Source organism: Brevibacterium sp. K11IcPPYGO002, assembly GCF_050920635.1.
Classification (GTDB): domain Bacteria; phylum Actinomycetota; class Actinomycetes; order Actinomycetales; family Brevibacteriaceae; genus Brevibacterium.
In genome coordinates this window covers 17,982-39,056 of sequence record NZ_CP131929.1, presented here as the reverse complement: position 1 = coordinate 39,056, position 21,075 = coordinate 17,982, and the positions used below count along the sequence as shown (strand labels likewise).

16 protein-coding genes are annotated in these 21,075 nt (G+C 66.2%); 8 read left to right on the top strand and 8 right to left on the bottom strand.

Annotated elements, in window-relative coordinates; translation table 11 throughout:
- Positions 1 to 5: 5 nt before the first annotated feature.
- The 5 genes from QYM46_RS00180 to pknB all read left to right on the top strand — a co-directional run bounded on the left by QYM46_RS00180 (position 6) and on the right by pknB (position 8,239).
- The gene (locus QYM46_RS00180) at positions 6 to 1,373 is read left to right on the top strand and encodes a PP2C family protein-serine/threonine phosphatase (RefSeq protein ID WP_432790231.1); all 1,368 of its coding nucleotides are present in this window, start codon (positions 6 to 8) and stop codon (positions 1,371 to 1,373) included.
- Positions 1,373 to 2,965 (top strand): FtsW/RodA/SpoVE family cell cycle protein, encoded by a 1,593-nt coding sequence (locus tag QYM46_RS00175; RefSeq protein ID WP_432790230.1) that lies wholly within the window; start codon positions 1,373 to 1,375, stop codon positions 2,963 to 2,965. The genes QYM46_RS00180 and QYM46_RS00175 overlap by 1 nt, the downstream gene beginning before the upstream one ends.
- Complete coding sequence (locus QYM46_RS00170) at positions 2,962 to 4,431, top strand: peptidoglycan D,D-transpeptidase FtsI family protein (protein ID WP_432790229.1); 1,470 nt, start codon at positions 2,962 to 2,964, stop codon at positions 4,429 to 4,431. The genes QYM46_RS00175 and QYM46_RS00170 overlap by 4 nt, the downstream gene beginning before the upstream one ends.
- Positions 4,428 to 6,236, top strand: a complete 1,809-nt coding sequence (locus tag QYM46_RS00165; protein ID WP_432790228.1) for a protein kinase domain-containing protein — start codon at positions 4,428 to 4,430, stop codon at positions 6,234 to 6,236. Before QYM46_RS00170 ends, QYM46_RS00165 begins: the two co-directional genes overlap by 4 nt.
- Positions 6,237 to 6,352: 116 nt before the next feature.
- Positions 6,353 to 8,239 (top strand): Stk1 family PASTA domain-containing Ser/Thr kinase, encoded by a 1,887-nt coding sequence (gene pknB / locus QYM46_RS00160; RefSeq protein ID WP_432790227.1) that lies wholly within the window; start codon positions 6,353 to 6,355, stop codon positions 8,237 to 8,239.
- A gap of 94 nt (positions 8,240 to 8,333) precedes the next feature.
- On the opposite strand, the gene QYM46_RS00155 is transcribed toward pknB, so the two are convergent.
- The 4 genes from QYM46_RS00155 to QYM46_RS00140 form a co-directional block, all read right to left on the bottom strand.
- On the bottom strand, positions 8,334 to 8,846 hold the full coding sequence (locus tag QYM46_RS00155) for a GyrI-like domain-containing protein (RefSeq protein WP_432790226.1): 513 nt from the start codon (positions 8,844 to 8,846) through the stop codon (positions 8,334 to 8,336).
- A gap of 158 nt (positions 8,847 to 9,004) precedes the next feature.
- Positions 9,005 to 9,649: an anthranilate synthase component II gene (locus tag QYM46_RS00150; RefSeq protein ID WP_169250806.1), complete on the bottom strand. Its 645-nt coding sequence runs from the start codon at positions 9,647 to 9,649 to the stop codon at positions 9,005 to 9,007.
- On the bottom strand, positions 9,646 to 9,816 hold the full coding sequence (locus QYM46_RS00145) for a hypothetical protein (protein ID WP_432790225.1): 171 nt from the start codon (positions 9,814 to 9,816) through the stop codon (positions 9,646 to 9,648). Before QYM46_RS00145 ends, QYM46_RS00150 begins: the two co-directional genes overlap by 4 nt.
- Before the next feature lies 1 nt (position 9,817).
- On the bottom strand, positions 9,818 to 10,855 hold the full coding sequence (locus tag QYM46_RS00140) for a class E sortase (RefSeq protein WP_432790224.1): 1,038 nt from the start codon (positions 10,853 to 10,855) through the stop codon (positions 9,818 to 9,820).
- Between the two features lie 309 nt (positions 10,856 to 11,164).
- Here QYM46_RS00140 and QYM46_RS00135 point away from each other — a divergent pair, with 309 nt between their 5' ends.
- Positions 11,165 to 11,881 carry a cell division protein CrgA gene (locus QYM46_RS00135; RefSeq protein WP_432790223.1) on the top strand — a complete coding sequence of 239 codons (717 nt, stop codon included), beginning with the start codon at positions 11,165 to 11,167 and terminating at the stop codon, positions 11,879 to 11,881.
- 394 nt (positions 11,882 to 12,275) lie between these two features.
- Here the strand turns inward: QYM46_RS00135 and QYM46_RS00130 are convergent, their stop codons facing one another.
- A complete protein-coding gene (locus QYM46_RS00130) occupies positions 12,276 to 12,971 on the bottom strand; it encodes a rhomboid family intramembrane serine protease (protein WP_432790222.1) in 696 nt (231 codons plus the stop codon).
- Positions 12,972 to 13,009: 38 nt separating this feature from the next.
- The gene (locus tag QYM46_RS00125; RefSeq protein WP_432790221.1) at positions 13,010 to 13,552 is read right to left on the bottom strand and encodes a peptidylprolyl isomerase; all 543 of its coding nucleotides are present in this window, start codon (positions 13,550 to 13,552) and stop codon (positions 13,010 to 13,012) included.
- Positions 13,553 to 13,728: 176 nt separating this feature from the next.
- On the opposite strand from QYM46_RS00125, the gene QYM46_RS00120 reads away from it, so the two are divergent.
- A complete protein-coding gene (locus QYM46_RS00120) occupies positions 13,729 to 14,469 on the top strand; it encodes a hypothetical protein (protein WP_248279049.1) in 741 nt (246 codons plus the stop codon).
- Positions 14,470 to 14,608: 139 nt separating this feature from the next.
- On the opposite strand, the gene QYM46_RS00115 is transcribed toward QYM46_RS00120, so the two are convergent.
- Positions 14,609 to 15,862 (bottom strand): MFS transporter, encoded by a 1,254-nt coding sequence (locus QYM46_RS00115; RefSeq protein WP_432791770.1) that lies wholly within the window; start codon positions 15,860 to 15,862, stop codon positions 14,609 to 14,611.
- A gap of 29 nt (positions 15,863 to 15,891) precedes the next feature.
- Positions 15,892 to 17,631, bottom strand: coding sequence for an arginine--tRNA ligase (gene argS, locus QYM46_RS00110; protein WP_432790220.1), 1,740 nt, complete (start codon positions 17,629 to 17,631; stop codon positions 15,892 to 15,894).
- Positions 17,632 to 17,718: 87 nt separating this feature from the next.
- On the opposite strand from argS, the gene QYM46_RS00105 reads away from it, so the two are divergent.
- Positions 17,719 to 21,045 (top strand): S41 family peptidase, encoded by a 3,327-nt coding sequence (locus QYM46_RS00105; RefSeq protein ID WP_432790219.1) that lies wholly within the window; start codon positions 17,719 to 17,721, stop codon positions 21,043 to 21,045.
- The last annotated feature ends 30 nt before the right edge of the window (positions 21,046 to 21,075 follow it).

Genomic DNA, 21,075 nt, shown 5'->3' with positions numbered 1-21,075 from the left:
GGCTGGTGCGTAAGAACAACCAGGACTCCGGCTATGCGGGACCCAATTTCCTGCTCATCGCCGACGGAATGGGCGGTCACGCCGGCGGAGACGTCGCCTCGGCGATCACCGTCTCCCGTCTGGCCGAACTCGATCACGAGCCCGGAGGCGAGGACGCCCTCGAACTCCTGCGCACCTCGATCCTCGAAGCCAACGACCGCATCTGCCGCGGCGTCGGCGAGCAGCCCGAACTCGCCGGAATGGGCACCACCGTCACCGCCGTTCTGCGTGCCCCCGGCAACCGCTTCGCTCTCGCTCATATCGGGGACTCCCGCGGCTATGTGCTGCGCGACGACAAGCTCCAGCCGATCACCCACGACCACACGTTCGTGCAGATGCTCGTCGACGAGGGCCGGATCACCGCCGAGGAGGCCGAGACCCACCCGCAGCGTTCGGTCGTGATGAAGGTCCTCGGCGACGTCGGGGCCTCCCCCGATCTCGACCTGTCCCTGCGCGAGGCCCAGGTCGGCGACCGCTGGATGCTGTGCTCGGACGGTCTGACCGGCTTCGCCGACATCGACGACATCACCCGCGTGCTCAAAGAGGTCTCCGACCCCGACGAGGCCTGCCGTCAGCTCATCGACCTGGCCCTGGCCGGTGGCGGAGCCGACAACGTCACCGTCGTCGTCGGCGATGTCCTCGAGGGCGAGGTCGAGACCACCGCAGGCGTGTCCGTCGGCTCCGTCCACCTCAACCCCCGCTACGCCGCGATCGGTGCGAACCCCGACGCTGAGGCGGCCGTGGACACCGAAGCCCATGCGACCCTCGCCGCCGACGACGTGTCCGCCGACACCGCACCGATCCAGACCGTGGACGGCGAGGACGTCGAAGCTCGCGACGGCACTACTCAGCAGCTGCGAACGAACACCGCTGCAGACGAGGAGGCCGACCTCGACGATGAGGTCGAGAAAAGGTCCTATCTCGGATGGATCATCACCGCCATCGTGATCGTCGCGCTGGCCGTCGGCGGATTCTTCGCCTACAACTACGTCAGCCACCAGTACTATGTCGCCGATGACGACGGCAAGGTCTCCCTCTATCGCGGCCTCGACACGACGCTTGGGCCCATCGAGCTCAGTCGCCTCGTCGACACCACGGACATCGAGGTCGGCAGCCTCAACAGCTACTCCCAGGACCGTCTGCGCGGATCGATTCCCGCCGGTTCACGCGATGAGGCCGATCGCATCATCGACAATCTGCGCAAGGAATCCGATCGCTCCTCCGGCATGTCCGGCGATGTCGAGGACTCGACGAGTCCGAGCGACCCGGCTCCCTCACCTCCGGATTCGAAGTCCGCTGATCCCAGTGACGCCATCACCCGGGAGTCGCAGTGATGAACCAGGCTCCCTCGCAGACCGCGCGCCCCAGAACCTACCGGCTGGCCGAGCTCGGTCTCCTGATCCTGGCAATCGCCGTCGCCACCAGTGCCTACGCTCTCGTCGGCCTCGGCGTCGAAGACACCATCCCGGCCAATGTCTACGGCTATGCCGCATGGCTGGCCGCACTCGGCGTCATCCTCCACATCATCGTATGGATCAAGGCGAAATACGCCGATCCCGTGCTCGTGCCGATCGCGGTGCTGCTCAACGGCCTCGGCCTGGCCATGATCTACCGCGTCGACCTCGGCCGCGACGAATACCTCGGTTCGGCGATGACCCAGCTGGTGTGGATGACACTCGGCGTGGGCCTGGCCATCGCCGTGATCTTCGTCGTCCGCGACCACCGCTGGCTGCGCCGCTACACCTATGTCTCGGGCTTCGCCGCCCTGGTCTTCCTCGTGCTTCCGCTCATCCCGGGCATCGGCAAGACCATCAACGGCGCCCGCATCTGGATCGGCGTCGGCCCCCTGTCCTTCCAGCCCGGTGAGATCGCGAAGATCCTGCTGGCCATCTTCTTCGCCGGCTACCTCGTCACCTACAAGGACCAACTCGTCGCCGCGGGACCGAAGATCCTCGGCATCCGCTTCCCCCGTCTGCGCGACTTCGGACCCATCGTCGTCGCCTGGGTCGCCAGCGTCGGCGTCCTCGTCTTCGAACGCGACCTCGGCACCTCGCTGCTCTTCTTCGGCCTCTTCGTCGCCATGCTCTACGTGGCCACCTCGAAGGTCTCGTGGATCATCCTCGGCCTCGGATTCTTCTCCGCCGGTGCGGTAGCGGCGACGTTCCTCTTCTCCCATGTGGACCAGCGTGTGTCCGGGTGGCTCAATGCGCTGACTCCCGAGGAGTACAACAAGACTCCCGGTGGTTCCTACCAGCTCGTGCAGGGTCTGTTCGGCATGTCCAACGGCGGACTCATCGGCACCGGCTTCGGTGAGGGCCGACCGAATATGGTCCCCTACGCCGAATCCGACTTCATCTACGCCAGCTTCGGTGAGGAGATCGGCCTGGCCGGCCTCTTCGTCATTCTGCTGTGCTACCTCTTCATCTTCCAGCGCGGAATCCGCACTGCTCAGCAGCTGCGCGACGGCTTCGGCACTCTGCTGGCCACGGGCCTGTCGTTCACGATCGCCCTGCAGGTCTTCGTTGTCGTCGGCGGCGTCACACGTCTCATTCCGCTGACGGGTCTGACCACGCCGTTCCTCGCTCAGGGCGGTTCCTCGCTCATCGCGAACTGGATGATCATCGCCCTGCTGCTGCGGATCTCGGACAATGCCCGGCGCCCCGTGGAGGAATTCCACACCGGAGTGCTCACCATCACCGAGGATCGGCAGCCCGTTCCCGCGGGTGCCCCTGCCGAGGACTCGGCCGCCTCGGCGCGCACCGTCGACGAGGATGCCCCCACGACGAACCTGCCGCCGGCGGACTCCCGTGCGTTCGACGGCGAAGCCCCGACCACGAACCTGCCGTCCGCGGGCGCACGGCCCCGCGGTGAGGCACCCACCGACTCCGATGCCGCCGATCAACGACCCACCGGAGGTGAACGATGAAGAAGCCATTGACGCATATCGCCGTCGTCGGATTCGTCATGTTCGCGCTCCTGTTCGGGTCGACGAGCTGGGTGCAGTACGTGACTGCGGATTCGCTGAACAACAATCCGCTGAACAACCGGCGGATCCTCGACCAGCTGGCCCGTGATCGCGGTCCGATCCTCGTCGACGGCACCCCGATCGCGTATTCGGAACCGGTCGACGACAAGTACAAGTACCAGCGCAGATACGGCTCGGACAACCTCGATCCGCGCGCCTACGCCTCGCTGACCGGCTACTATTCCATCGTGTCCGGGGCCTCCGGCATGGAGCGCGCCGCCGGTGACTACCTCTCCGGCGATTCCGACGCCCTGTTCTACGACAAGGTCGGCAGCTTCTTCACCGGTGAGCAGCCGCGCGGAGCCGCCGTCGAGCTGACGATCGACCCGAAGGTGCAGCAGGCGGCATGGGACGGACTGGGCAACCAGAACGGCGCCGCCGTGGCACTCGACCCGAAGACCGGGAAGATCCTGGCCATGGCCTCGACCCCGGGCTGGGACCCCAATGCCCTGGCCAGCCACGACTCGACCGAAGCCAGCCAGGCCTTCAAGAACCTCGAAGCCGCCGACGGCAAACCTGCCTACAACCGCGCGATCGGCGGCAACCTGTACCCGCCCGGATCGACGTTCAAGGTCCTCGTCGCGGCGGCCGCCCTGGAATCCGGCGACTACGAGCCCGATTCGCAGCTCAACGGGCCTGCCACGCTCGATCTGCCGCAGACGACGGCGACGATCGGCAACTCGCATCCCGGTGCCTGCCGCAACGGGGGCAAGCCGACCCTGGCCGATTCGCTCGCCGAATCCTGCAACACCTCGTTCGCCTCCCTGGGCATGGATCTCGGGGAGGACGCAATCGCGAAGCAGGCCGAGAAGTTCGGCTTCGGCGAAGACCTCGAGATCCCCCTGGGCGTCACCCCGTCCTCCTTCCCGTCCGACCTCAATCCGCCGCAGCTGGCTCAGTCCTCACTCGGCCAGTACGAGGTCAGGTCGACTCCGCTGCAGATGGCGATGATGACCGCGGGAATCGCCAACGGCGGAAAGATGATGAAGCCTCAGCTCGTCGACAGGGTGCTCAATGCGAACACCCTCGAACCGATCTCCGAGACCCGCCCGAGCCAGATGTCGCGTCCCGTGTCCGGAGATACCGCCGACAAACTCACCGACATGATGACCGGTGTGGTCGAGAACGGCACCGCCTCGGTGGCGAAGATGGGCGACACGAAGGTCGCAGCGAAGACCGGCACCGCCCAGCACGCCAAGGGCGCGGCACCCCATGCCTGGTTCATCTCCTTCGCCCCGGCCGACGACCCTCAGGTCGCGGTCGCGGTCGTGGTCGAGAACGGCGGGAACGCGGGCAACGAAGCTTATGGTGCGACGGTCGCAGGGCCGATCGCAAAGAACATGATGGAAGCGGTGGTCGAGAAATGAGACCCGTCGAAGGCACCCTGTTGGGCAACCGATACAAGCTCACCTCCCGCATCGCCGTCGGCGGCATGGGCGAGGTCTGGAAGGGTGTGGACTCCGTGCTCGGCCGTGAGGTCGCGGCGAAGATCCTCAAGGACGAGTACCTCTCCGAATCGACCTTCCTCGCCCGGTTCCGGGCCGAAGCGCAGAACATGGGTCGCGTCTCCGATCCGGGAATCGCCGGCGTCTACGACTACGGCGACGAGCAGGGTTCGCCCTATCTCGTCATGGAATACGTGCCCGGTGAAGCCCTGTCGGCCATCATCGAACGCAGCGCGCCCCTGTCCGAGACCGATACGCTCTCCATCGTCACCCAGGCCGCTGCCGCCCTCGGCGCCGCACACAAGGTGGGCGTCATCCACCGTGACATCAAGCCCGGCAACATCCTCATGACTCCGGACTTCCGGGTCAAGATCACGGACTTCGGCATCGCCCGGGTCACCGATCAGGCACCGTTGACGAAGACCGGGCAGGTCATGGGAACCGCCCAGTACCTCGCTCCCGAACAGGCCACCGGCAAGGGGTCGGGGCCCGGTTCCGACCTCTATGCACTCGGCATCATCGCCTATGAGGCCCTGGCCGGTCAGCGTCCCTTCACCGGAGACTCGCAGGTGGCCATCGCCATCGCCCAGGTCAATCAGCAGCACCCGCCGCTGCCGGACACGGTCTCCGAACCGCTGCGCCGCTTCGTCGACTGCCTGCTGGAGAAGAAGCCCGAACGTCGACCCTCCGATGCCTTCAAGGTCGCCAAGGCCGCCGAGGCGCTTTCGGCCGGGGACATCGCGGGAGCCGAGGAGCTCGTCCCGCAGATGCGGCACGGGGCCGCAGCGTCCGAAGCCCTGACCCAGGTCTTCAACAACCCGGAGCCGGCAGCCACGACGAAGACCCTGCCCGTCACCTCCTCGAACGATGCGACCCAGGTGTACCCGAACGGGGCCGCCGCCGGGATCGTCGGCGCTGGAGCCGCCGGTGCCGGAGCCGCTGCGGCGAATACGGGACAGATCGATCCCAACGATCCGCAGAATCAGGATCTGGAGAAGGACAAGCCCTCGAACAAGGGCCGCGTCCTCATCTTGATTCTTGCGATCATCGCCCTCATCGCCGTCGGCTCCCTGCTGTGGTTCTTCCTCGGCGGAGGCAATGCCGAACCCGAACCGGAACCGTCCACCTCGGCACCGACGTCGGAGGCGGCGAAGACGATCGAGATCGATCCGAACGATTACATCGGACTCACGGAATCCTCGGCGACGCAGAACCTCGAGAACCAAGGCCTCGAGGTCGAGACGACCGACATCAACTCGGAGCGCACCGCCGGAACGGTCGCCGATGTGGGCGAGGGCGACAACGGATACACCTTCGAAGAAGGCGACACCGTGACCCTCTACATCTCCGCCGGTCCCGCCGAGGCTCCGGAAGAGCCGGCCTCGGATTCCGGTTCCGATCCGGGTCTGGGCAATGGCTCCGAGACGAACTCGGACTCCGATTCCTCGAGCAGCAGTGACTCGGGCTCCGACAGCGACTCCGAGGGAAGCCAGTCGAATTCGGACTCAGGCTCTTCCTCGGACTCCGAGACCTCGACCGACTCGGGCTCCGAAGGATCCTCGGAGACGTCGGGCGAGTCGGACTCAACGAGTTCCGGGGATTCGGCCGACACCTCGGGAAGTGAGTCCTCGGACGGCACTGGGTCCGGAAGCGATTCGACGTCGTCGGCCAACGCGAACAGCGGCGAGGCCAGCGGCAACTCAGGCGGGAACAATGGCAATGAGTAGACATTGAACGATACCGAGCAGCGAGTACGAGAAACGAAGAGTTTGAGATACTGAAACTCGACCCGGTTCGGGTGAGAACGAACCCACCGAACGGGTGAGACTAGCGGAGGACATACATGAGTGAACCCAAGGTGCTGTCGGGGCGTTACGAAGTTCGTGCGCTCCTCGGCCGTGGGGGCATGGCGGAAGTGCATGAGGGCGTCGACAACCGATTGGGTCGTCGCGTCGCGATCAAACTTCTGCGCTCCGATCTCGCCCGCGATCCGTCGTTCCATACTCGGCTCAAGCGCGAGGCCCAGTCCGCGGCCGGTCTCAACCATCCCGGAATCGTCTCCGTCTACGATTCGGGTGAAGAGGAATTCGTCGAATCCGGCGGCTCGTCGGTGTCCGTGCCGTTCATCGTCATGGAATACGTCGAGGGTCAGACCCTGCGCGAAGTCCTCAACGAGCACGGCACACTCACCGTCGACGAGGCCCTCAACGTCATCGCCGGAGTCCTCGCCCCGCTCGAGTACTCCCACCGCAACGGCATCGTCCACCGCGACATCAAACCCGCGAACGTCATGCTCACCCCCGAGGGTGACATCAAGGTCATGGACTTCGGCATCGCCCGAGCGCTCAAGGACAATTCGGGGCTGACGCAGACCCAGTCCGTCGTCGGCACCGCCCAGTACCTCTCCCCCGAGCAGGCCCGCGGCGAAGTCGTCGACGCCCGCTCCGACCTGTACTCGACCGCCTGCCTGCTCTACGAATTGCTGGCCGGTCGTCCCCCGTTCGTCGGAGACTCCCAGCTGGCCGTGGCCTACCAGCATGTCGGTGAGACCCCGCAGCCGCCGAGCTTCTTCAATTCGAACATCCCACCGGCCGTCGACCGGCTCCTCCTCCACGCTCTGCTCAAGGACCGCGACGCCCGCTACCAGGATGCCTACACCTTCCGTGAGGACGTGCTCGCCGCCCGCGACGGCCGTCCCATGAGCTTCGAAGACGATGTCGAAGCCACTCAGGCGTATCCGATGATGGCCCCGCCCATGACCGCCCCGATGGCCCATGCCAACGAGGCCGAGGCCGCTCCCGAGACCGGACCGGTGTCGACGATCATGACCAACCAGGAGGAACGGCCGCCGCAGAAGCGTTCGCGCGCGTGGGTCTGGATCGGCAGCATCTTCGTCCTCCTCGCCCTGGCCGCCGTGGCCCTGTGGGTGTACGAGATCAACAAGCCCGAACCGATCGTTCAGGTCGAAGTCACGGATGTGGCCAATATGGACGCAGACGAGGCCGAGGCGGCCCTCATCCAACAGGGTCTGCGAGTGGACACGGACGAGAAGTACAGCTCGGAAGTCGACAAGGGCAAGGCCATCGAAACCGATCCTCCGGGCGGTCAGAGGGTCGACAAGGACAGCGTGGTCAAACTGATCATCTCCTCCGGCCCCGAGTCCGTGACGATCCCCGACGTCTCCGGAAAGACCGAAGAGCAGGCGCGGAAGATCATCAATGACGCGGGTCTGCAGGCCGGCACCCATATCTCCCAGAATTCCCCGGATGTGGAGAAGGGCGTGGTCATCGAGACCAAGCCCGGTGACGGTCAGGAAGTCGACATCGATTCGAATGTCGATCTCGTCGTGTCGTCGGGCATGGTCGAGGTCCCCGACGTCACCGGCCAGACCGCCGAGGAGGCCTGCAAGACCCTCGAAGGCGATGAGTACCAGCTCACGTGCAAGACCGAAGAGGTCGAGACCGACGAACACGGTGAGAAGAAGGTCTTCGAACAGTCCGCGACCGGCGGCAGCGAGGTCAAGCAGGGCTCGGAGATCACCGTGAAGGTGGCCAAGAAGCCGCCGGAGCCGTCTCCCTCGATTCCCTCGGTCCCCGGAGGCATCCCGACCGCACCCGGCGACGACGGAGACAACGGAGACGACGACAAAGACAATAAGGACGATAAGGACAAGGACTCGATGGGCGGAGGGCTCTTCGACAACTGGTCCGAAGGCATCATCGGCAACTGAGCCGCATACCCTTCGGACGCCGGGCGGCCGGGTCAGTCATCGACTGGCCCGGCCGCTGTCGTCTCCGGTGAGTGTCGGTGACGCGGTTCCGTCTTCAATCCAAGGTGAGGAACAGGTCCGTGCGCATATCGGCGGGATCCGCCTCGGGGCTGGGTTCGGTGACATAGAGTTCGATGAACGGCAGTCCCGGACGATGCCCGGCCGCCACCGCGTCCTTGAGCAGCTGTGCCCAGGATTCCCCGAGCCCGTCATATCCGCCGAGGTGGCTGCGCACGGCCATGGATCCGCCGGGCAGCTCCGCAGGGATGACGATATGACCGCCGGCGATCGGCTCCGCGCTCTTCAGCCCCGCCGAGGTGGGGATCCCCACCTGCAGATCCACCGTTTCGCTCGGCTGCCGGGTGTAGAGGGCGAAGGCCGGTCCTGCGGGTTCGAGGCCCGCCTCGGAGAGCACGGGGAAGAGCCCGGAGAACGTGGCGTCGAAGAGCTCAGGCAGGTCGGACATGTGGACTTCGCGGGCCTCGACGACCGCTGCCGGAGTCGCCGGGACCTCGATGACGGTGAGTTCGGTGAACGGTTCCTCGCGCAGATAGGTCGGTTCTGACATCGTCGCTGCTCCTGTTCGTCTCTCGTGCACGGCACTCACGGTCGTGCACGGACCCCGGCGCGGATTCGGATCGTCTGCGCACAGGGATCACTGTGCTCACGATCATAACGATGGGCCGCCTCGGCGAGAACCCTGAGACCAGGGATCGGCGGGAATTCTCAGGCGATCGCGGTCGCCAATGGGGACATGCCCGCCGCCGCCTGGGCGGCACCGTCGAGACCGCACACCTCGAGCCAGTTGCCGAGCATGAGGTAACCGCATTCGGTGAGCACGGATTCGGGGTGGAACTGGACGCCGAACAGCGGCTTCTCCCGGTGTTCGATGGCCATGACGATGCCGTCATCGGTGCGGGCGGTGACGGCGAACTTCTCGAGGTCGAGGGTCTCGTCGACGATCGCCAGCGAATGGTAGCGGGTGACGGTCAGCGGGCTCGGGCAGCCGAAGAAGATGCCTTCGCCGTCGTGGGTGATGACCGAGGTCTTGCCGTGCATGAGCACGGGTGAGTGGGTCACCTCGGCGCCGAACACCTCGCCGAGGGCCTGGTGGCCCAGGCAGACGCCGAACACGGGCATGCCTGTCGTCTCCGCCCAGGACAGCAGGGGCGGGCAGACTCCTGATTCGGCGGGCACGCCGGGACCCGGGGACAGGAGCACGCCGTCATAGGCGGCCACGGTGGCGGCCACCTCGGCGGCGGGGATGTCGTCGTTGCGGACGACGTCGACGTCGGCGCCGAGCTCGCGCAGATAGGACACGAGCGTGTAGACGAAGCTGTCGTAGTTGTCGATGACGAGGATTGAGGTCATTGTTGTCCGGTCTCGGTCACTGTGGCGTTGTTGAAGGGCATATACGGGGCGATCACGGGGAAGACGTACTGCATGAGCAGCAGCACGACCGCCGCGATGAGGATGAGGGCGAGGATGAGTTTGACGACCCAGTTGCCCGGGAGGATCCGCCAGATCAATGCGTACATATCAGGCACCGCCGTTCTTGCTGACCTTGTCGTAGGCCTTCGAGTCCTTGATGCTGTCGGGCGCTCCGTCTCCGGCCGGCGTCCAGTCCGTGAGTTCGGCGTAGGCGACGTAGCGTTCCCGGGCGGAGAACATCGGGTTGCAGGCCGTCATCGTCAGGATCCGGTCCTTGCCCTTGAAGTCGGGTGCGTCCGGCACGGGCGAGAGCACTTCGACGGCGTCGGGGAGGATGATGTCGAAGTTGCGGAAGGTGTAGGTGTAGAAGCCGTCCTTCGTCTGGACGATGATCTCGTCGCCCGGGCGCAGATTCGCGATCTGGTTGAACGGCTTGCCATAGGTCACGCGGTGACCGGCGACGGAGAAGTTCCCGACCTCGCCGGGCATCGCCGAGTTCGGGTAACGGCCCACACCCATCCGGTTGAGCACGGGTTCGAGATCGACGCCTTCGGCGACGGTGCGGTAGTAGTCGTCGCCGAAGCGCGGGATGTAGAAGATGCCGAAGGCCTCGTTCTTGCCCACAGGGTCGGCGACCACGGGTTCGTCCGGATCGTCGGGCAGTTCGTTCGGGTCCTGATTCGCCCAGTCCTCGGTGAGTTCGTCGGCGAGCACTTCGTTGTCGCGGTTGGCCTGGATGTCCGTCCACCACAGCTGCCAGACGACGAAGAGGATGAGGACGAGTCCGGCCGTGATGCACAGTTCGCCGAAGGTGCGCACGGTCCCGCGGATCGGGCCGAGCGGTTCCTTCTCCGCCGGCTGACGTCGCCGCCGCCGTCGGGTTGCGGGACGATTCTGGGGCTGTTCCTCGCCGAGGCGGCCCTGCGTGGATTGTCCGCCGTGACCCGGCGGGACCGCGGGCGGGACGGCGGGCGGGGCGTCGGAGTAGACGGCGGTCGGTTCGCCCTGGGCTGCGGCGGCTTCGGCTTCCCTGCGCCGCAGCTCGCGTCGGCTGGGCAGCGGCTGGTCACCGGCGGCAACGGAGCCGCCCGCGGACCGACCGGCAGAGTGCCCGACCGGCTGATCGGCAGAGTGGGAGGTGGACATCCGTCTCTGAGCAGGACGGATAGTGGGTCGCGAGGGCGGATTCACGCCCGGCTCGTTACCCGAGGAGGAACTATTCACCACTTCTGCTCCGTGACTGTCACTGCATTGTCGGGGGCCGTCGAAGAAGACAGGCGGGGACACCCCTATGCACTTTATCCTATGGGAATCATCGTTCGGGGCGCGCTCGGGGCGCTTTCAGGGTAGTCGGAGTTTTTCACTGTGACCCCCGCCCCGAGTAGACTGGTCTGCGATCGTCCCCAACCATTCATTCGGCGACCCCAACGACGGTCGACCGACAAAGGAGTACTTGTGGCCAAGTCCAAAGGACGCCCCCAGCGCACTTCTCGCACTTCGTCGGCGGCCAAGGCGAAGCAGGCCGAGTCCGCTGAAGCGGTCGAGGCTGCCGAGGTCGAGGAACTCGAGACCGAATCGCTCGACACCGATGTCGCCGAGGCTGCTGACGAAGAATCGGATGCGACCGAATCCGCTGCGGACGATCTGACGGACGATTCCGCGGACGAGGACGCGGACTCCGACAAGGCTTCTGCGAAGGGCTCCGAGAAGGACTCCGAGACCGCGGCCGCCGGGAAGAAGGACACGGCGGCCAAGGACGAGAAGTCGGCCACGAAGTCCGACTCGGCCAAGGATGCGAAGTCGGCCAAGGGTGCGAAGTCGTCGAAGACCTCGGACTCGAAGGCCTCTGATTCCAAATCATCGGCCTCCACGGCAACCGGCTCGAAGGGTGCGGCGGCCAAGCGCACGTCCCGGTCGGGCAATCCGGCCAAGCGGTCGCAGGGACGCAAGACCGCGAGCTACACCTCGACCTCGGGACAGCAGACGATCAAGCCGAACCCGAGCTGGTTCCTGCCGGTGCTCATCGGCCTGCTGCTCATCGGCCTGATCTGGCTCGTCACCTTCTACATCACCCAGGGCGCTTTCCCCGTCGAAGCCTGGGGCAACTGGAACATCCTCATCGGCTTCGCCTTCTTCGTGGCGGGTCTGATCATGTCCACACGCTGGCGTTAGTCGGCCCCGGCCGCAAGCGCTTCGATTGTCTGGTCGATCCGCGGTGATTCCGAGCTCGGAATCACCGCGGATCGACCAGACAATCTGCATTCACCGGGTCTCCCACGCGTTTCGGCGCTCGCAGTCCCAGGTCAACAATCCACAAGCGCCGAGTTATACCCAAGCCGGGTGCGTCGCTTGTGGAAAACTTATTTTAGGTCTGTGACCAGGCTAAACACACGCATGTAAGTTATCCACCTTGTGGATAGAGCTTGTGGACAAAGAATTTTCCACTGCAGAGTGCACACAGATCGGCTTTTGTCTGGTAAAAGCCTGACAGCGCCGAGTTGGCTCTCCACAACTGCCGATCGTGCCGCGCTCAGAGACCGAGACAGGGATCGGAGCCCGTCCGCGCTCACAGCCCGAGGCCGGCCGTCTTCCACGCCCCACCGAGCGCCATGAGCACCACCAGACCGACCGAGCTCGCCGTGAACACCAACGTCCGGGATCGCTGTGGTCCCAGCAGCCCCGCACAGCCGAGGACGAATCCGGTGATCAGCCCGCCGAGGTGGGACTCCCAGGACACCCCCGGGACGAGGAACCCATAGCCGAAGTTGAGCGCGACGAACACGAGAACCCCGGCGATGTTCCGGTCGAGTCGACGGGTCGGGGCCAAGAGGACGCCGACGATCGCGAACACCGCACCCGACGCACCGATGTGGTTCGTCACCCAGTCGACGCTGAAGGGGTCGGCCAGCAGGAGCACCATGGCCGAACCGCCGGCGGTGCCGATGATGTAGACGGTCAGGAACTTCCAATGCCCCAGGGCTCGTTCGACGAAGGATCCGAAGAAGAACAGCCCGATCATGTTCGCCAGCAGGTGGAACGGTGAGGGCTCCTCGTGGACGAGTGCGACCGAGAGCACCCGCCACGGCTGGTCGAGCGTGAGCGCGGGAACGAAGCTCAGCCGCCGCAGCAGGTCGAGGCCGGGTATGAGCTCCGCGAGAAAAGCCACGATGGTGACGATGAGGAGCGTGCGGGTGATCAGCGGCGGGGATGCAGAGAGGGCCCGGCCGGTTTCCCGTGCCGAGCCCTCCTCAGGTGTGTCCATCACACCATGGTACTCAGTGGTCCTCTGCGGACCGTGACTCACTTCGCGGTGATGTCGACCTTCTCGATGACGACCGGCTCGACCGGCTTGTCCATCGCAGCGGTGCGCACACCCTCGATCTCGTCGACGACCCGCTGCGAGGCCTCATCGGCGACCTCACCGAAGATGGTGTGCTTGCCGTTGAGCCAGGGGGTCTCGGCGGTGGTGATGAAGAACTGCGAGCCGTTGGTGCCGCGTCCCATCTGCTTGCCGGCGTTGGCCATGGCCAGCAGGTACTTGCGGTCGAACTGAAGTTCCGGGTGGATCTCGTCGTCGAAGGTGTAGCCGGGTCCGCCGGTGCCGGTGCCCAGCGGGCAGCCGCCCTGGATCATGAAGTTCGAGATGATGCGGTGGAAGCCGAGTCCGTCGAAGAAGGGGCGCTTGGTCGGCTCGCCGGTCGAAGGATCGGTGAACTCACGCTCACCCTGGGCCAGTTCGACGAAGTTGGCCACGGTCTTCGGAGCATGGTTGCCGAAGAGGTCGAGGGTGATGTCACCGTGGTTGGTGTGCAGGACTGCGGTATGCGTTGAGGCTGTAGTCATGACTTCATTCTTCCACGCCGAGGCGGTGAATGCAGTTTCGCACCAGGTCCGTTGCCCAACCTGTCAGGCGATCCGCAGACAATTCGATGACATCCGCTGTCCCCAGGTTTGCCCCGAGGCCGTAGACTGGTCGGTGATCACCTTGACCACCGACATCTAAGGATTGGGAACAGTTTATGTCGAAGAAGCCCACTCGAGATCAGCTCACTTCGAAGCTCGATTCCGCGAAGCAGACGTCCCTCCGAGTCCTGGCAGATGCCAGCGAGACCGCAGCCCCGAAGCTGCGTGAGGCCGCCGACAAGGCCCGCCCCCAGGTCGAGGCACTGGCAGGCAAGGCCGAAGAGTTCGCCGAGAAGGCACGTCCGCAGGTCGAAGCTCTCGCCGACAAGGCCAATGATCAGGTCCACAACTGGGCCGACAAGCTCGAGTCCTACCGTCCCGAAGCGACCGAACGCGCCGGCAAGTTCGCGTCGAATGCCGCGACTTCGCTGTCCGCTGCCGAGACTCCGAAGCTCATCGATGACCTGGCTGTCCGCCTCACCGGGGACAAGAAGGCCATGAAGAAGGCTCGCAAGGCCCTCGCCAACGCCGGCAAGCGCATCGAGAAGGACACCGCTCGCAAGTCCGGCGGCGGAAAGGCCGCACTCGTGTGGACACTCGTCATCGGTTCGGCCGCCGGAATCGGCTACTACGTGTGGAAGAAGGCCCAGCCGGTCGAAGATCCCTGGTCGACCCCGCTGCCGAACAACCGTCCCGCCGATGCCCGTCCGGTCGGTTCGACCCCGGCTTCGCGTCAGGCCGCCGCCACCGAGGTCTCGCAGACCGCCGTGCCGTCGACCAAGGCCGAGGCCGCGGACGAGGTTCCCGCTCCGAAGCCGGCTTCGGAGTCCGCTGAAGGCTCCGACGCCAAGCACTGAGTCACGACCGTCACCGAGGCGGCCCACCAATACGGTGGGCCGCCTCGTCGTTTCTATCGGCATTGATTCCTTATTGCTACCTGACGGCGGCTCAGCAACCTCGCGCGAGGTTGCTGAGCCGCCGTCAGGTAGCAATTGCCTATTCGGGGTCGAGGACCTCGCGTCCGCTGCGGGGGAAGCCGCCGGCCCGGCGGGCTGCCACGAGCCCTGTGATCGTGAACGCGAGGGTGGCGGCGAGGATGAGCAGCAGCGGTGCCGTCCATCCGGCGGTGGCGGTGTTGAGCCAACCGGCGAACGGCGGGGCCAGGGTCGCTGCGAGGTAGCCGCCGAACTGCACGCGCGCCGAGGCGGACGCGGTCTGGGCGTCGCTGCCGGCGGTGCGGGCGATGATCGAGAAGATCGCCGTGAACCCGCCGCCCTGGGCGATGCCGCCGGTGGTCGCCCACAGCCAGTAGGCGCCGGGGGCCGCCAGCAGCCCCACGGGCAGGGACAGCCAGAGGACCGCAACGATCGCCACGGGCACCCACGGCTTCGACTTCACGGCCAGCAGCGGCACTCCGAAGGCGCCGAGGATCGCCGCGATCTGGAACAGGGACGCCGTGCCTCCGGCGGCGGTCGGGGCGAGTCCGATGGTGTCGCCGAGGTAGCTCGGCAGCCACGTCGTCGTCGTGTAGTAGGCGGTCGACTGGCCGGAGAACGTGATGATGAGCAGGGCGATGATCAACCGGAAGGAAGCCGGAGCCTCGGCCCACGACTGCTTCGCGGCCGGGACCGCCTCGGTGCTGGACGCGTCGTCAGCGGAATCGACGGCCTCCACGGCAGCGCGGGCGGCCTCCCCTTCGCGGCGCACGCGCACGCGGATGAGCACCATCCAGAAACCGAGGCCTGCGAAGGCGAGAACGCCCCATCCGGCCAGCGCCCAGCGCCAGCCGAAGGCCGCGGCCAGCGGGCCGGTGCCGATGAGAGTGGCCATCGACCCGACGTTCATCATCGCCGAGTACAGGCCAGTGACCAAGGACACCTGTTCCCAAGGGACCTCGCGGCGGATGATCACGGGCACGACGATATTGCCCAGAGTGATCGCCACACCGATGATGCCGGTGCCCACGAGCATGAGGCAAGGTGGGCCGAGCGACCGCAGAACCGTGCCCAGCAGGACGCCCGACAGGCATGCGAGAACCGTGGCTTCGGCCCCGAGGCGGGTGATGAACTTCCCCGCCAACGGCGTGGCCAGCGCAAACAGCAGAACCGGCAGGCCGGTGAGGAGACCGAGCCCGGCCGCGCTGAATCCCGTGCCATCCTGGATGTCGGGCAGGATCGCCGTCGGCGCGATGATCGGGGTGCGCAGGTTGAGGGCGAGGATGACGATGCCCAGAACGATCCAGGGCAGCATCCTCTTCGCGGAGGGCCGGTGAGGCGAACTCACATCCGCTCGGGAACGCGGATGCCGAGCACCCCGAGGCCGGCCTGGAGGACCTCGAGCACGATCGCCGAGAGCCGCAGACGGGAGGCACGCAGCTCTTCGGTCTCGGCGATGAGCACCGGGCACTGCTCGTAGAACGAGGTGAATGCCTGGGCGAGATCGAACAGGTAGGTGCACAAGCGATGGGGCGTCGACCCGGCGGCTACCTCGGTGACCACATCGGCGAAGCCGAGGATCGACAGGGCCAACTCACGTTCGGCCGTCTCGCCGAGGCTGATCGCGGCGTTCGCGACCTGGGAGGCGTCGACGCCTTCGGCTTCGGCCTTACGGCCGATGGAGCGGATGCGGGCACCGGCGTACTGAAGGTACGGGGCGGTGTTGCCGATGGGGGCGAGCATCCGGTCGAGGTCGAAGGTGTACGAAGTGTCGTGGGCGACGGAGAGGTCGGCGTACTTGACCGCACCGATGCCGACGATGCGCGCGACCTCGTCGGCCTCCTCGGGGGTGAAGTCAACGTGCGATTCTGCCAGGGTCGTCTTCGCCCGGGTCACGGCCTCCTCGAGGAGTTCGGCCAGGCGCAGCGGCGCACCGGAGCGGGTGCGCAGGATCTTGCCGTCGGACCCGAGCACATTGCCGATCTTCACATGTTCGGGGCTGAAGCTCTCCGGCAGCCAGCCGGCTGCGCGGGCGACGGTGAAGACCATCTCGAAGTGCATGGCCTGCGGGGTGCCGACGACGTAGAGAGCTCGGTCCACGCCCAGGTTGATCGCCCGGTTGCGCACGGCGGCGAGGTCGGTCGTCGCGTAGCCGTAGCCGCCGTCGGACTTGCGGATGATGAGCGGCAGGGGTTCGCCTTCCCGGCCGGTGAAGCCCTCGGGGAACACGCACAGTGCGCCGTCGGAGATCGTCGCCAGGCCCTTGGCCTCGAGCTCGTCGCAGACCTCGGCGAGCACGTCGTTGTAGGTGGACTCTCCGGCGAGGTCGGCGTCGGTGAGCGTGACGTCGAGCAGCGAGTAGATGCGGTTGAAGTAGTCGCGGGAGTAGCCGACCAGGGTCGTCCACAGGCCCAGGGTCTCCTCGTCGCCGCCTTGGAGCTTGACGACGCGGGCGCGGGAGCGGGTGGCGAAGGCCTCGTCGGAGTCGAACTTCGCCCGGGCCGCCTGGTAGAAGGCGTTCGGGTTCTCGGACACTTCGGAGGCTTCGTCGGAGTCGACTCCGACATCGAGGAGGTGCTCGATGAGCATGCCGAACGGAGTGCCCCAGTCGCCGATGTGGTTCTGGCGGATGACCGTGTTGCCGAGGAATTCGTGGGTGCGGGCCAGGGCGTCGCCGACGACGGTGGTGCGCAGGTGCCCGACGTGCATCTCCTTGGCCACGTTCGGGGCCGAGTAATCGATGGCGATCTTCTGCGGGGCATCGTTCGCCGGTGCCGCTGCGGCGCCCCCGGCTTCGAGGGTGGAGGCGAGGAATTCCGGGGTGAAGGTGAGGTTGATGAACCCGGGTCCGGAGATCTCCGGGGTCTCACACACACCCTGAAGGTCAAGGTTTTCGACGATCTGTGCGGCGATGTCGCGCGGCTTCGACTTCAGCTCCTTGGCCAGCGGCAGGGCCACATTGGCCTGGAAGTCGGCGAACTGGCTGCTGCGGATGACGGGGTCACGCCCGGCGAAGTCCTCACCGAAGGCCTGGGTGAGGGCGGCGGCGAAACGGTCCGTGAGCACAGAAGTCAGAGATGGCATGTGCCCATTCTATTGCCGGGTGCAAGTTGCCTGGGCATCGGTTCCGACCTGCGGCCACCACACAGTCGAGCTTGTAATGTGGGTCACGTGACTTATCTTCGCTATCCCCATATCCAGTCCGATCTCATCACCTTCACCGCCGACGACGATGTCTGGCTGGTTCCCTCCGCCGGCGGCCGCGCCTGGCGGCTGACCTCCGATCATGCGCCTGTCCGGTCACCGAGGATCTCGCCCGATGCAGCGCACGTCGCGTTCGTGTCCTTCCGCACCGGCCAGCCAGAGCTCATGGTCGCCGAGGTGGCCACCGGGTCCCTGCGCCGGCTGACCTGGTTGGGGTCGACCGCGATGACGATGCTCGGGTGGGCCGATGCCGCCCATGTCCTCGTCGGTGCGAACGCCGGGGAGTTCGAGGTCCGCAACCATGTCGTGAAGTCCGTGAGCCTCGATGGTGAGGTCGATCGGCTGTCGTACGGTCGTGCTTCGGGCCTGGCCCGGCACCACACGGGAGTGACCGCCCTGTCGACGTCGTTCTCCCGTCCGCCCGCGCACTGGAAGCGCTACCGGGGAGGCACCGCGCCGAGGCTGTGGCTCGACCGGGTGGGCAACGCGAACGCTGCCGGCATCGGCGATGGGTCCGGCGCCCGGTGGCAGCGTCTGCTGCGCGAGGATGAAGCCTCGCTGACCGACCCGCTGTGGGTCGGCGATTCGCTCGTGTTCACCTCGGACCGGGCCGCGACCTTCCCCCACCATGCCGACGAGCAGGCGAACCTGTGGATCATCGACGGACTGGCCACCTCGGCGAAGGCCAGTGATGACTCCGTCGAACCACGGCAGCTGACGCACCAGACCGAGGCCACCGGCTATGTCCGTGACGCCACGACCGACGGCACCCGCATCGTCTGGCACTCCCGTGGGGAGATCAAGATCCTCGACAGCCTCGATGCGGCCGTCCGCACCCTGGACGTCACTCTGCCGGGAACTCAGGTGCAGCCGCTCACCCTGGACCCGAAGACCGGGCTCAACCACATCAGTCCCGACGTCAACGGCAATGCCTCGGTGGTGGAATGGCGGGGCAAGACCTTCTGGCTCGCCCACCGCGAAGGCCCGGCCCGGGCACTGTGCGCGGATTCGTCGATCCGCACCCGCGAACCCGTCATCCTCGGGGACACCGGATATGCCGCGTTCATCACGGATGTCGAAGAGGAGGACGCGATCGAGATCGCGTCCGTGACCGGGGACAGGCCGCCTCGGCGGATCGGGGCCGGGGCCCTGGGACGGGTCCTGCACCTGCAGGCGGATCCGGCGGGGAAGATGCTCGCCACGATCTCCCACGACGGGTCGATTCGAACCGTCGAGGTGGGAAACGGACGGACACGTCTGGTCGGGCATTCGGGACACGGCGAGGCACGCGATCCGCGGTTCTCACCCGATGGGAAGTACCTCGTGTGGTCGCAGCCGACGCAGGGTGAGGAGCTGCTCGCACAGCTGATGATCGCCGAGGTGAAGTCGGATCGCGAGGCGCAGCCGCTGACGACGGGCAAGTTCAATGATTTCTCGCCGACGTTCACCCGTGATGGGAAGTTCGTCGCGTTCCTCTCCGATCGCACCTTCGATCCTTCGTACAACCAGCATTCCTTCGATCTGTCGTTCAACGGCGTCACCCGACCATGGCTGCTGCCCTTGGCCGCGGACGAGCACGCACCGTTCGGACCGAGCGCCGGCGGATGGGCGATCAGCGAGGTCAACGAGGAGGCGAAGTCCGATCGCGGTCGCGGGGACAAACCGGCCGCCACCGTCGAGGTCGAACTCGAGGGAGCCGAGGAGCGCATCGTGCCGTTCCCGGTCGCCTCGGGGGTCTTCCGGGATCTCGAATCCGCCGAGGGAGGTCTCGTCTGGCTGCGCACCGGCGACGTCGAAGCCGGTGAGCTCGGCACCGCACGGGCCGGAGATGCCGGGGACAAACCCGCCGAGGTCATCCAGCACTTCGACTTCGCCAAGCGGAAGGTCACCACCGTCGTCGACAAGGCCGACGAGTATGCGATCTCCGGAGACGGCAAACTGCTCGTCGTACGCAACGACGATGCGATCAGCGTGGTCCCGGCGAACCGGAAGGTCGAGGCCGACGATGATGACTGCGTCTCCGTCGACGTCTCGCGTCTGCGGTTCGAGCTCGACCGTCGGGCCGAATGGCTGCAGATGTTCGAAGAGAACTCCCGGATCATGCGCGACCACTATTGGCGCGAGGACATGAACGGCGTCGATTGGGAGTCGGTCACCCTGCGCTGGCGTGCTGTGGCCGCGAAGGCGCTGACTCATGACGACCTCGTCGACGTGCTGTGGGAAACAGTGGGCGAACTCAACACCTCGCACGCCTATGTCAGCCCGCCCTCGGGACTGGGCGATGGGTCGAAGAAGCTCGGTTTCCTCGGTGCGGATCTTGAGCGGAGCGCTGAGGGGTGGACGATCTCTCGCATCCTTCCCGGTGAGAGCAGTGAACCGGAGGCAAGGTCACCGCTGCGCCAGGCCGGTGTGGGAGCGGCGCCCGGCGATGTCATCGTGGCTGTCAATGGTCAGCCCGTCAACGAGGCGGCTGGTCCGGCCGCTCATCTGCAGGGGGCCGCGGACACGATCGTCGAGCTCACTCTGCGCCGCGGACGCAAGGACCGCACGGTTGCGGTCATCCCACTGGCCGGTGAGGAGAAGCTGCGCTATCAGGACTGGGTGCGCTCCCGCCGGGAGTATGTGGCCGAGAAGTCCGGCGGCCGCATCGGGTACGTCCATGTTCCGGACATGACCTCGTACGGCTGGGCGCAGCTGCACCGAGATCTGCGACAGGCCATGGCCTGCGACGGCGTCATCACCGATGTGCGGTTCAACCGAGGCGGGCACACGAGTGCTCTGGTTGCCGAACGCTTCGCCGACCAAGTGGTCGCGTGGGGTGCGGCGCGCAGCTATGACCAGATGGACCGGGACCCCGAGGATGCTCCGCGCGGGCCTGTGGTCTTCGTGGCCAATGAGTTCTCCGGCTCCGACGGCGACATCATCAACGCACGCGTGCAGGCCAAGGGCATCGGCCCGGTCGTCGGTGTGCGCACGTGGGGCGGAGTCGTCGGCATCGACGGTCGCTACGATCTTGTCGACGGCACCGGAGTGACGCAGCCGCGCTATGCCTTCTGGATCGAGGGCAAGGGCTGGAGTGTGGAGAACTACGGCGTCGAGCCCGATATCGAGGTCGAGCACGATCCCGGTCAGCTCTTCGCCGCCGATGATCCGCAGCTCGACCGCGCCATCACCGAGGTGTTCGCCGGGTTGGAGGCCCGTCCCGCCGCCCAGGCTCCGGAGTTCCCACCCCCGCGCGTGCAGCCGCTGAAGAAGGACGGAGCCGGGGCGCCCGACGCTCCTGCCGAGGACTGATCCGGCGCCCCCCCACCTGCCGGGCGCCCG